The organism is Brotaphodocola sp. (assembly GCF_050873365.1).
Classification (GTDB): Bacteria; Bacillota; Clostridia; order Lachnospirales; family Lachnospiraceae; genus Brotaphodocola.
In genome coordinates this window covers 25,163-37,797 of the sequence record NZ_JBNMIQ010000033.1, presented here as the reverse complement: position 1 = coordinate 37,797, position 12,635 = coordinate 25,163, and the positions used below count along the sequence as shown (strand labels likewise).

The following is a 12,635-nucleotide window of genomic DNA, read 5'->3' as shown; positions in this document are numbered from 1 at the left end:
TTTTTCTTTCTGAAATGCTCTTAAAATTCCTATTAAAATCGCATCACGAAGTGATTATACTTCTGATAAGGTAAATTACCGGAGATGGTCCTAGACAAGAAAAGTCTGTTCTGGTTTGCAAAAGATCCGGATTATAACTCAGAGTGGATGTCCCCCTCCTCTATAGGTGGGGGTGTCACAAACTTTCTCAGGAGGGGAGACAATCCCCTTCTGAGTTATACGCTCCGCAAGGGTGCAAAGCGCCAGTGGCGCTTGTTATGCACCGACCGCAGTGGAACGGAGAAGCGCAGTGATTTTGATAAGAAGATGTCAGCAGAGCTGACCAAAATCACGCGCCAAGTCTCCGCGAGCGTCGACTTGAATTCAGAATGATTTTTCCGATGGATCAGGAAATTCACCGGGGACGGCTTGTCATGCCTGTTAAAATGTGATAAAATATAAGAACGTTGCGACAGAGAAGTCGGAAAATCCCGGGTGTGAGTCTGCATCCGGGATTTATCGTTTGTACTGTGACACCGAAGTTTATGAGAAAAGGAATGATGTACGATGGGGCTGAACCCAAACGAGTGACAATTTTTATTGTCAAGCATTATGGCGTGATTTACCGACTGCAAGGCTCAGGGAGTCGCGTCCTATGACGCTTTCATAGGCTTTGAGAAAGAGAAAGCAGATAAGACTATAAGACTATACAGCCAGATGTATGAGATGTATGATAAGAGGGCTGTGGTAAGAGAGCGAAAAGCAGGAGGAGCAGATTATGTTAAATTACAAGAGATATAAGAGAGTACCGGTTGTAGATTACCCGGAGAGACAGTGGCCGAACAAGGAGATCGAGAAGGCACCGGTATGGTGCAGCGTTGACCTTCGTGATGGAAACCAGGCGCTGATCGAGCCGATGGTTGTTGAGGAGAAGATCGAGTTCTTCAACATGCTTGTAAAGCTGGGCTTCAAGGAGATCGAGATCGGTTTCCCGGCAGCTTCTCAGATCGAGTATGATTTCCTGCGTCAGCTTGTTGACCGCAAGATGATCCCGGATGATGTTCGTGTGCAGGTTCTGGTACAGTGCCGTGAGCACCTGATCAAGAGAACCTTTGAGGCAATTCAGGGAATCAAGAAGGTAGTTGTTCACATTTACAACTCTACCTCTACCTTACAGCGTGACGTGGTATTCCACAAGAATAAAGAGGAGATCAAGCAGATCGCAATCGACGGAACGAACATGGTCAAGAAGTATGCGAAGGACTATGACGGAGATCTGATGCTTGAGTATTCTCCGGAGAGCTTTACCGGAACTGAGCTGGACTATGCACTTGAGGTATGTACCGCTGTTCAGGATACCTGGGGTCAGGCAACTCCTGAGAAGCCGATTATCTTCAACCTGCCGTCCACCGTTGAGATGAACACTCCGAACGTTTACGCAGACCAGATCGAGTGGATGGATCGTCACTTCAAGGATCGTGACAGCATCATCCTGAGTGTACATCCGCACAATGACCGCGGAACCGGCGTGGCAGCTACCGAGCTGGCACTGCTTGCAGGCGCAGACCGTGTAGAGGGAACTCTGTTCGGAAACGGTGAGCGTACCGGTAACGTGGATATCCTGACTCTGGCTTACAACATGTTCTCTCAGGGAATCAATCCGGAGTTAAATATCGAGAACATTCGTGAGATCGCAGAGGTTTACGAGCGTTGCACGAAGATGAGCATTGACCCGAGACATCCGTATGCAGGTAAGCTTGTATTTACCGCATTCTCCGGTTCTCATCAGGATGCAATCAATAAAGGTATGCAGGCCCTGCATGAGCGCGGAGGCGAGATCTGGGAGGTTCCGTATCTGCCGATCGATCCGTCCGATATTGGTCGTCAGTACGAGCCGATCGTTCGTATCAACAGCCAGTCCGGAAAGGGTGGCGTAGCCTTCGTTATGGATACGTTCTACGGATTCAAACTGCCGAAGGGCATGCACAAGGAGTTTGCAGATGTGATCCAGAAGATCTCCGAGAAGCAGGGTGAGGTTGCTCCGGAGCAGATCATGGATGAGTTCAAGAAGAACTACCTCGACAAGAAGGAGCCGATGCACTTCCGCAAGTGCCAGATCACCGATACCGAGGTGGAGAACGGCGAGTATGCAACTCTTGTCAAGATTACTTACACGAATCATGGCATCGAGAAGACGTTCGAGGGCATCGGAAACGGCCCGATCGATGCAGTTCAGAGAGGTCTCGAGAAGGAGCTTGGCATTCAGATGAAGGTTCTCGACTACAACGAGCACGCACTGACTTCCGGTTCCGGCGCACAGGCAGCTTCCTACATCCATCTGATGGATCAGGTAAGCGGACGTGTGACCTACGGTGTTGGCATCAGCTCCAACATCACTCGCGCTTCGATCCGTGGTATTTTCAGCGCAGTGAACCGTCTGTTCTTTTCATAAGATAATTTGAGCTAATTCAGATAGTCAGATAGCTCGGAATAGGAGACAATCCCCCTCTTCTATAAGTGGGGAATGTCGCAAAACTGAAAACTGGATAACACAAAACAGAATAAGAGCAAGATAAAAAAACACCGGAGGAAAAATTCCTTCGGTGTTTTTCTGTTAGCTTCTGTTAGCAAATGTTGGTTGATGTTAGTTCGTGCGAGTTCTACGGCTGAGGACCGCCGGTCTGACCCGGAGTCAGGCTCGTTCCGCCGTTTGCACTTGAACTGGTCGTCGTGCTCGTGCTGTCCGTTGTGGAGGTGGAAGTACCGGACGGAGTTGTGCTCGTGCCGGAAGTTTTTCCTGCTCCAACGGTGATCGTTGTGCCAGTGGAGGTGTTCTCCTTCTGGTTTCCGGTTCCGGATACGCCCGGACCGCTGTTGCTGTCATTGCTGGAAGAGGAGCTTCCAGACGGAGCGGAGGTTGTGCCGGAGGTGCTACCGGAAGTATTGTTGTTGCCAGAATTAGCGGTTCCGTGGGAAACGTTCTGGGCAGCGGTGCCATCGTAAGCATCTGCAACGGAAACGGTCGTGGTGCAGATACCATTTGCACCGAACTCGTAGGTTGTGCCGTCAATCTTCTTCGACTCACCTGCAACCATGCGTCCGTCTGCCTTCGGATCAAAGTAGTAGTAATTTCCGCTTAATACGACCCAACCGGTCTGACGATGTCCGGAGGTGTTGAAGAAGTAGTAGTAACCGCTGATGTCCTTGCTTCCGACAGACATGCGTCCGTTTGCCGGGTCCATGTAGTACTTGTTCGTTCCGTCAGACAGCCAACCGGTCAGCATGCGTCCGTCGGTGTGGAAGTAGAAATAGTAGCCGTCGACCTGCTGCCATCCGGTCTTCATCTTTCCGTCTGCGCCGAAGAGATACCAGCTTCCGTTGACCTCCTGAGCCTTGTTGACAACGCATTTTCCGGAATCCGGTGCGAAGTAGTACCAGCCACCGTCCATCTGCTGCCATCCGGTTACCATCACTCCGTTGCTTCCGAAGTAGTAGTAATCCTCGCCGATATTCAGCCAGCCTTTATGCATCGTGCCATCGGTCAGGATGTAATAATATTTGCCATTGTCATTGACAAGTCCATTTCCCATCAGACCATCTGCCTGAAAATAATACCAGTTGTTGTTGATCTGCTTCCATCCGGTTGTCATAGCTCCGGTGGTAGGATCAAGATAGTAATAGCCGTTTGAGAGGTTCAGCCAGCCTTTGTGCTGGGAACCGTCTGCATCATAATATACATAGGCATTGCCGGACTGCGCCCAGCCGGTAGCCGCATATGCGGTGAGACCAGAACCGAGTGTCATTGCACTCATCATTCCAGCGACCACGGTTGCGGTAAAGAGCCGTTTGTTCTTCATGATAACCCCATCTCCTTTATTTTATTTTTATACTTAATTTATCTCGTATTGATTATAACACAACAAAAAAAGGAAAAGATAACAAATTTATTACGAAGTGCGAAAAAATTCCAGTCGGTATGATGACCTGTTTTAGAAAATTCCCACCTAAAGAAAATCAAAGGCAGATCAGTAATTCTTTTGTTGCTGTTCACACGCCCGGTAAACAGCAACGGATTTTGCCGATGCTTCGCATTCCAAATCGGCAAAATCTGTTACCACCACTGTATCATACGGCATTTTCAGTTCAGAAAATGCCTACCCGTGTACAATAACGCTCCTTTACTTTGCGGTAGTAGGTTTTCGCATAGCGGTACTGGATGATTGTGTATTCGCCGAACTCCTCGCCGAGGGAAGCCTTGTAGACTGCCCAGAGACTCCAGAGGAAACCGCCGAGGGCGACGTAGGAGTAAACGACGAGACGCTCGGTATTATCCGGGATTCGTCCAAAGTAGATCTCCATCAGTTTTTCAAGATCTTCCTCTTTATAGTAGGAGTAGATTCCCGCCATCGACAGATCGATCAGCGGATCGCACATTCCGGCGTACTCCCAGTCGATCAGGCGCACGGAGCCGTCTTTCAGAACCAGGAAATTGTCGGCATTTGCATCGATGTGGGACAGGACTTTCGGGCGGTTCATCGAGTCGAGCTGATCGAGAAGTTCCATCATCTGAGCGCGCACGTTCTGGTAGTCCTCAAACGGAATTCCGCCGTTTTGGAGACAGAGACGTTCGTAAAAAAGAATTCGCTCGCGGATGTCGAAGGAGTGGTCGACGGTCAGACCGGACTCGTGGAGCTGACGCAGGACTTTCATGCAGGAGCGGATGTCATTCCAGTTAAAGGCTTCCGAGTTGCGCGCACCATCATAGTATCTGGAAATCTTGTAACCGGTGTCTCCGCTGATGTAGATCAGGCGGTCGGAGATTCCGAGAGGCTGGATGGTCCGGTAGACTTCCGCCTCCTCCCTGCGATTGATCAGAAGACCGGTTCCGGGTCCAGGAATTCGGCAGATGTAGGATTTTCCGTCGATCTGGAACAGGAAAGATTTGTTTGTCATTCCCGATTTCAGACAGCGCAGATCATGGATCTCAGATTCCGGTACCTTAAATACCTTTGCGATCAGCTCGAGAGCTTCATTGTTGGAGCGGGTCTGGTAGCGGGAATCGAATTTGCGGAGCTCCTCAAGATTCTCAAACTCATAGATCTGGTTGGCGGGCTGGCGGTTGATGTCGATCTCGAATCGGTCAAAATGGTGAATCAGAACATTTTCCCAGTAAAACTGTTCTGTTCCCGGAATCTCATACTCCTTCTCAAGCTTCGGCAGAAACTCGGCGGAAAACTCCCTCGAGAAGTAAACCGGTCCGTACATCACCCATGCATTTTCGCCTCCGACGGTCACATCGGTGATGCGTCCTTTTTTATTATAGGAAAGAACCCACTCGGAAGTTTTGCCTTCCATGTAGGTCGAAGCGTACCACGCACCGCACTCATACTTGTGGAACATGTTCTCACGGAGCCAGTTGTCGGAGGACAGAATATACATGTTTTTTCCGTAGAGAGCCTTCCGGGCGTGGTAGATTGTCGCGAGTGTGTTCTTGCAGGAATACTCCGGGTTATAGAGCAGGGTGACGTTGTACTTGTCAATCAGGTACTCAAATTTTTCTTTCAGGTATCCGACGGCGATCGTGATGTTCTCGACACCGGCTTCCCGAAGCTGGCGGATCTGACGCTCAATCATGCGCTCGCCGAAGACTTCGAGGAGTCCCTTCGGGGTTTCGAACGTCAGTGGGACAAAGCGAGAGCCGAAACCGGCGGCAAGGATCAGTGCGCCGTCCACTTTGAACTGGTTTAAAAAGGTCTCACCCTCGCTGGTCAGCTCGTAAGTTCCGGCGATGCTCTTTCCGGGTGCAATGTAGTGAAGATTCATACATTCCTTAATTAAGGTATTGACTGTTCCAAGGGAGAGATCCATTTTCTGTGCAAGGTCTCTCTGGCTGCTGTGTGGGTTCTCTTTTAAATAACGACAAATGAGTCCGATCCGATTCATAAAAAATCCTCCATCTTACTTATATTTGTGTATTTGCAGGTTTCGTGTTTTGGTCGTGCACGCATGTCCTTGTGTGCACGACAGATTGGTTACAGATGTTCAAAAATAGATAAAATAATCAACTAATGAACAGTATAGCGCGAAGAAATCAAAAAAGCCATACAAAAACAGGATTGTACTAATATTAATACAATTTTCGTGAAAAATTCGATTTCCGTAAGATTTTCGTAAGAAAACGCTTAGGGTTTTGTTATAGCATTTCCGGAAAAAGTGTATTATACTGTGAACTGTGATGGAGAAGTGGTAAACTTCCGGGTAGTATCCATAGTTGGTCATTTGTTACATAAATGTGAAAAATGTAAAAAACTATTGATAATTTACCTTACAAGAAGTATAATCACTTCGTGATGCATTTTAATAGGAATTTTAAAAGCATTTCAGAAAGAAAAAGGAGAGTGCATTCATTATGAAGAAGCAGACTAAGATCGTTGCCGTTGCATCTGCAGCAGCAATGCTCGCTATCGGCGCTTCCATGACCTCTTTCGCAGCTACCGGCTGGGTTGAGGAAGATGGACAGTGGTATTATTACGATAAGGACGGCAATCGCGTAGAGGACGAGTGGAAGAAATCCGGAGACAACTGGTACTGGCTGGATAGCGAGGAGAACGGCGCTATGGCAACCGACAAGATTGTCGAGGATGACGACGACACCTACTATGTAGATGCAAACGGCGTTATGGTAAAGAACACCTGGGTTAAGGTTGTAAACGAGGATCAGGACGATGATGACCCGGCTGAGTATCGTTACTACTACATGCAGAATTCCGGTAAAGCTTACAAGGCTTCCAGCAATGGTAGCAAGGTAAACTTCAAGACCATCGACGGAAAGCGTTATGCATTCGATGAGGATGGTAAGATGCTCTACGGCTGGATCGACGAGGACGATGCAACTTTAAAGAGCGATGATTCCGACTGGGAGACCGCAACCTACTATCTGGGTTCCTGGGAAGATGGTTCTCTGAAAACCGGTTGGCAGAAGATCACCGTTTACGATGACGACACTGAGAAGGAAGATGACTATGATTACTGGTTCAACTTCCAGTCCAACGGTAAAAAGCGCGTAAACAAAGAGGATAAGAAGATCAACGGCAAGCACTACGCTTTCGATGAGCGCGGTGTCATGGTTTACGAGTGGGCTCTTGCAAGCAATGGTCAGGCAAGCGCTGCAAGTATCTCAAACTGGAAATACTTCAACAGCCCGGAGGACGGTGCTCGTGCAACCAAGGGTTGGTTCAAGGTAGTTGCTCCGCAGGATGGCGTTGATAACACCTTCAAGGATTACAACGATCAGACCTTCGCAAAGGGCGATTCCAACGATGAGAACGAGAGATGGTATTACGCTGACGGAGACGGCGAGCTGTATGCCGGCGAGATCAAAAAGATCAAAGGCAAGTACTATGGCTTCTATCCGGAAAACACCGATAAGGCAGGTTCCATGCTGACCGGTCTGTGTGCTCTGGTCGTAGAGGACGGTAAGATCACACAGGTAATCGAGCGCGATATGGATGCAGACGATCTGGATGACTGCATGGACGGTGACGGAGATTACGCACAGATGTACGGTAACCCGAACGCATCCCTGTACTATTTCGGTGACAACGAGGATACTGACGGTGCAATGAAGACCGGTACCACCACGATCAATCTGGATGGCAATTCCTACAACTTCTCCTTCAGCAAGACTGGTGGTGAGGAGAGCAAGGGTAAGGGTCTTACCGGTATCGACGATGACAAGTACATCTACAAGTTCGGTCTGAAGATGAAGGCTGACAGCGATGACAAGTACAAAGTTGTATACGCAACCGGCGACACCGGCGATGACGATGCAGTCGTTGAGGAGATCGACGATGCAGCTCTGAGAAACCTGGCAACCCGCGTAGACGGCAAAAACAAGGACAACGATACGATCAAGGTTCTGGGTACTCTTGACAAGGAATACTATCTGGTTAACTCCAGCGGTTCCATCATCAAGAACAAGACCGCTGCCAAGGATGGCAATGACTGGTATTACTATGTAAACAACAAGCAGATCATGATGTACACCAACAACAAGACCTTCTCTGTTGACAGTGGCGATTCCGCTATCACAGATGAGGCTGGTAACAGCATTAAGGATGACTGGAAGAACGGTATCACCAACGGTAATAAGGTTGTTCTTGATGACGTTATCGACAGAGATTAATCTGGAGATTGTTTGGAGGAATCAATAACCATCACTTATTGATTTACTTGTTTATTATTTTCTGATCCGAACAGATAAAGATATGCATGATAAGGGCATCTGAATCTGAAATATCACAAACGTGAATCACAAAAGGTGTACTGTGTACAACAGTGCACCTTTTTTCATAATCGTACAGTGAACAAATCTCATGTATTTGTTTATCCTTCTGTACATTTAGGAAAAGTTTGTCATTATTTTTTGATTTGTATATATTTTTTCAATAATTACTTTCTTTTCTTTCTACTTTCTTTATGCCCGCTTAACAGTTATGACATATTTGATTTTTACCATAAATTTTATCGCAGTCAAACAAGGATATAAAATTTTTATCAATCATACTTTTTTGGGGGAAAGAGAATGTATCAGAAATGTATTATGAAAAATGAAAATGAGGAAGTAGCCTCATACGAAATCTATTTGAAATCGCGAAATTTATCTCAGAGCACCATCACATCTTATCTGTTTGCTTACAAGCAATTTTTTGAGCGCTACTCCACTTTGACGGTTCAAAACCTGCGCGATTACAAGGTCTTTCTGATGGATCACTACAAGCCACAGACTGTCAACCTGCGAATCCGCGCAATCAACTGCTATCTCGAGTTTCTTCATAAGGAAAACTGGAAATTGTCTTCCGTCCGCACTCAGCAGAAACCTTTTCTTGAGAACGTAATCAGCGAGGCGGATTATCTCTATTTCAAAAACTGTCTGAAACAGGACAATCACCTCTACTGGTATTTCGTCGTCCGTTTTCTCACTGCCACCGGTGCGAGAATCAGTGAACTCTTGCAGATCAAGGCAGAACATGTGCAGATCGGCTATCTCGACCTTTACTCCAAGGGCGGAAAACTGCGCCGGATTTATATCCCTTCTGCTCTTCAAAAGGAAGCTCTTGACTGGATGCGTCAAACCGGTCACGCCAGTGGTTTTTTGTTCGTCAACAAATATGGTAAAAAAATGACAGCGCGCGGAATCGCCGGTCAGCTCAAACATTACGCCATTCAGTACGGCTTAGACCCTGCCGTGATCTACCCACACTCGTTCCGCCATCGCTTTGCAAAGAGCTTTCTCGAGCGCTACAATGATCTCTCCATGCTTGCCGACTTGATGGGACATGAGAGCATCGAGACAACCCGTATTTACTTAAGAAAGACCAGCACCGAACAACAGGCAATCGTCAATCAGATCGTGGACTGGTAACTCTGCCTTCTGTTATCGACAAAACTTCAAGGAATTGTCAATTTACAAACCTGCCGGAAACCGATATAATAGCAAACGTCCGGTTTTTAGCAGAGTTTTTCACGGATTTGCCCGAAAGAACATTATGTGGTGACATTTCACCACATAATCAAGCAGAGAACCGGACTGCAAAAATCTCAAGAAAGGAACGATTTCTCATTGATTATACACTTAATTGAAACCGTCTACTCATTTCTGTGGGGAGATCTCTTCACGATTCCACTGAACAACAGCTCGATCGGCATCTCGCTGATGCTCCTGCTTCTGATTCCCGCAGGTATCTATTTCACGATTCGTACTCGTCTTCTCCCGATCCGTCTGTTTCCGGACATGATCCGCGCACTGAGTGAGAAAAAAGAACATCCAGACAATCTCTCCTCGCTTCAGACATTGATCATCTCCACCGCGACCCGCGTCGGTATGGGAAACCTCGTCGGCGTTGTCGCTGCCGTCTCCCTCGGTGGAGCCGGTGCAGTGTTCTGGATGTGGGTAACAGCGCTGATCGGTTCCTCAACCGCATTTGTCGAGGCAGTTCTCGCACAGAAATACAAGGAGCCTGATCCGCTCTACGGTGGATACCACGGCGGACCTGCCTACTACATTCACCATTTTGTAGAAGAGAAAACCGGCAAAAAGAAGTCTCACTCCCTGATCGCCTGTCTGTTTGCAATCTCCGGTCTGATCTGCTGGTGTGGCATCAGCCAGGTCATCAGCAACTCGGTGAGCTCGGCATTTGAGAATGCATTTCAGATTCCGCCACTTGTCACGACGATCATTCTCGTGATCCTGTCCGCAGTCATTGTGCTTCAAAGAAATGCAACCGTCAAGCTCCTCGACGTCCTCGTGCCGATCATGGCGGGCGGATTTTTCGTGATCACGCTCTTCATCATCGCCCGAAACTTGACGCTTCTCCCGTCAGTCTTCTCCCGCATCTTCTCGGAAGCATTTGGGCTTCGTCAGGCAGTTTCCGGTGGATTTGGCGCTGTGCTGATGAACGGAGTCAAGCGCGGACTCTTCTCGAATGAAGCCGGCTCCGGCTCTGCCCCGTGTGCCGCTGCCGCCGCCCACAGCAATGACCCGGTTCGCACAGGTCTCACACAGGCACTCGGTGTCCTGATCGACACGATCGTCGTGTGTAGCTGTACCGCGATGATTATGCTCCTCGCACCGGAGGATCTGACCGCGGGTCTGACCGGAATGGATCTCCTCCAAACCGCAATGCACCATCATCTCGGAGCAATCGGTGTGATCTTCATTGCGCTGACGCTCGCGCTGTTCAGCTTCTCGACGTTTATCGGAATCCTGTTCTACGCGCGCTCCAACGTCTCCTACCTGTTCGGAAATCGCTGGTGTTTCCAGACTGCCTACAAGGTACTCGCACTGATCATGCTCTTCATCGGCGGTCTCCAGAAATATACGGTTGTCTGGGATCTCGGCGATGTCGGAATCGGACTGATGACACTGTTCAACATCGCGATCCTTTATCCAATGTCGAGAGAGGCTTTGGAACTGCTGAAAAATTATGAGGCAAGCAAAAAACGGTAAAACCACAGTAAAGACACGATAAAGATATGATACATGCATAATAAATGTACTGAAAAAATAACCATACAAAAATCCCTCCTGATTTTCTGAGCATCCATATACTCAGAGAATCAAGAGGGATTCTTTTTTTATTTTCGTGGCTCTGCTCTTCGGTATCGCCTTACAGCAAATGCCCCTGCGCCTTCATCACGTCGATCACCTGATCCACGTATTTCTCGCAGAGTTCCTCGCTTGAAGCCTCTACCATGACGCGGACAACCGGCTCGGTACCGGACTGGCGAAGCAGGATGCGTCCGTCGCTTCCGAGTGCCTCAGCAACCTTTGCGACCTCCTCCTGCACCTTCGGATCGTCCTGTGCCTGCTGTTTGTTATGCACGCGCACGTTTTTGAGTACCTGCGGGAAGATCTCAACCTCCGAAGCCAGATGACCCAGAGTCTCCTTCTTCTCAAGAATGACTTCCATGACTTTCAGAGAAGTCAGGATGCCATCTCCGGTCGTCGCATGTTTGCTGAAAATGATATGACCGGACTGCTCTCCGCCGAGGCAGTTGCCGTACTGCGCCATATTTTCGTAAACATACTTATCGCCGACTTTCGTCTTCTCGTAGGAAATTCCCTCGCGGTCAAATGCCTTGTAAAGACCGAAGTTTGACATTACCGTCGTGACAACCGTATTGTGGAAGAGAGAACCATTCTCCTTCATGTACTTTCCGCAGATGTACAGAATCAGATCTCCATTGATCTCATTTCCATTCTCATCCACAGCGATACAGCGGTCTGCATCTCCGTCGTAGGCGAAGCCAACATCACAACCTGTCTTCTTCACATACTCCTGAAGCACATGGATGTGTGTCGAACCGCAGTCGGTGTTGATGTTCACACCGTTCGGCGTGTTGTTGATCACATAGGTCTCTGCGCCGAGTGCATCAAAGACATTCTTTGCGATCGCGGATGCACTTCCGTTTGAGCAGTCAAGTGCAACCTTCTTGCCCTTGAACGAGCGGGTTGCGATCGAAATCAGATAACCGATGTAACGGTTGCGTCCTGCCGCATAATCGACCGTGCGACCGATGTTCTCGCGCAGTGCAAACGGAATCTCGCCTGCCTCTCCGTCGAGATATGCCTCGATCTTTTCGATAACCTCTTCCTCAAGTTTCTCACCGCGTCCATTGATGACCTTGATTCCATTGTCATAGAATGGATTGTGGCTTGCGGAAATCATGATTCCACAGTCAAATCCTTCCGTGCGGACAACGTAGGAGACACTCGGGGTTGTCGTAACATGAAGCAGATAAGCGTCTGCTCCGGAAGCCGTCAGACCGGAAGCCAGAGCATACTCAAACATGTAGCTACTGCGTCTCGTGTCCTTTCCGATCACAACTCTGCAACGTCCCTCCGGATTCTCCGGAGTCTTCTTTGCAGTCTGTCCATAGTACCAGCCGAGGAAACGTCCCACCTGATAAGCGTGCTCAACCGTCAGGTCGACATTTGCCTCTCCACGAAATCCGTCTGTTCCAAAATATTTTCCCATAAATTCTGTCCTGCTCTTTCCGTTCTCAAGCACGGATTCTCGCTCCGTGCTCAATCCCAATCCTCAACTCAAGCCTTCCTTCGTACTCGATTCATACTTAATTCGTACTTGATTCCG

General features: G+C 48.4%; 8 protein-coding genes. 5 read left to right on the top strand and 3 right to left on the bottom strand.

Translation table 11 applies throughout. The features are described 5' to 3' along the window. Nucleotides 1-84: 84 nt before the first annotated feature. A complete protein-coding gene (locus ACR0QT_RS12660; protein WP_432631071.1) occupies nt 85-372 on the top strand; it encodes a hypothetical protein in 288 nt (95 codons plus the stop codon). 385 nt (nt 373-757) lie between these two features. Then, nucleotides 758-2,431, top strand: a complete 1,674-nt coding sequence (leuA, locus tag ACR0QT_RS12655) for a 2-isopropylmalate synthase (RefSeq protein ID WP_432631070.1) — start codon at nt 758-760, stop codon at nt 2,429-2,431. Nucleotides 2,432-2,639: 208 nt separating this feature from the next. On the opposite strand, the gene ACR0QT_RS12650 is transcribed toward leuA, so the two are convergent. Further along, a complete protein-coding gene (locus ACR0QT_RS12650) occupies nt 2,640-3,836 on the bottom strand; it encodes a cell wall-binding protein (protein WP_432631069.1) in 1,197 nt (398 codons plus the stop codon). Nucleotides 3,837-4,122: 286 nt separating this feature from the next. Next, nucleotides 4,123-5,922: a phosphotransferase gene (locus tag ACR0QT_RS12645; RefSeq protein WP_432631068.1), complete on the bottom strand. Its 1,800-nt coding sequence runs from the start codon at nt 5,920-5,922 to the stop codon at nt 4,123-4,125. A 466-nt stretch (nt 5,923-6,388) separates the two neighbouring features. Here ACR0QT_RS12645 and ACR0QT_RS12640 point away from each other — a divergent pair, with 466 nt between their 5' ends. The 3 genes from ACR0QT_RS12640 to ACR0QT_RS12630 all read left to right on the top strand — a co-directional run bounded on the left by ACR0QT_RS12640 (nt 6,389) and on the right by ACR0QT_RS12630 (nt 10,987). Continuing rightward, nucleotides 6,389-8,164 carry a hypothetical protein gene (locus ACR0QT_RS12640; protein ID WP_432631067.1) on the top strand — a complete coding sequence of 592 codons (1,776 nt, stop codon included), beginning with the start codon at nt 6,389-6,391 and terminating at the stop codon, nt 8,162-8,164. Nucleotides 8,165-8,563: 399 nt separating this feature from the next. After that, nucleotides 8,564-9,403, top strand: coding sequence for a tyrosine-type recombinase/integrase (locus tag ACR0QT_RS12635; RefSeq protein WP_432631066.1), 840 nt, complete (start codon nt 8,564-8,566; stop codon nt 9,401-9,403). 198 nt (nt 9,404-9,601) lie between these two features. Further along, entirely contained in the window at nt 9,602-10,987 is a 1,386-nt protein-coding gene (locus ACR0QT_RS12630; RefSeq protein WP_432631065.1) for an alanine/glycine:cation symporter family protein, read from the top strand. Nucleotides 10,988-11,147: 160 nt separating this feature from the next. Here the strand turns inward: ACR0QT_RS12630 and glmM are convergent, their stop codons facing one another. Then, nucleotides 11,148-12,518: a phosphoglucosamine mutase gene (gene glmM / locus ACR0QT_RS12625; protein ID WP_432631064.1), complete on the bottom strand. Its 1,371-nt coding sequence runs from the start codon at nt 12,516-12,518 to the stop codon at nt 11,148-11,150. Nucleotides 12,519-12,635: the final 117 nt, after the last annotated feature.

What these genes read in the sequence shown, in the direction of transcription:
- glmM (WP_432631064.1), bottom strand. Translation starts at nt 12,518, where the DNA reads ATGGGAAAATATTTTGGAACAGACGGATTTCGTGGAGAGGCAAATGTC.
- ACR0QT_RS12640 (WP_432631067.1), top strand. Translation starts at nt 6,389, where the DNA reads ATGAAGAAGCAGACTAAGATCGTTGCCGTTGCATCTGCAGCAGCAATG.
- ACR0QT_RS12645 (WP_432631068.1), bottom strand. Translation starts at nt 5,922, where the DNA reads ATGAATCGGATCGGACTCATTTGTCGTTATTTAAAAGAGAACCCACAC.
- ACR0QT_RS12635 (WP_432631066.1), top strand. Translation starts at nt 8,564, where the DNA reads ATGTATCAGAAATGTATTATGAAAAATGAAAATGAGGAAGTAGCCTCA.
- ACR0QT_RS12660 (WP_432631071.1), top strand. Translation starts at nt 85, where the DNA reads ATGGTCCTAGACAAGAAAAGTCTGTTCTGGTTTGCAAAAGATCCGGAT.
- ACR0QT_RS12650 (WP_432631069.1), bottom strand. Translation starts at nt 3,836, where the DNA reads ATGAAGAACAAACGGCTCTTTACCGCAACCGTGGTCGCTGGAATGATG.
- leuA (WP_432631070.1), top strand. Translation starts at nt 758, where the DNA reads ATGTTAAATTACAAGAGATATAAGAGAGTACCGGTTGTAGATTACCCG.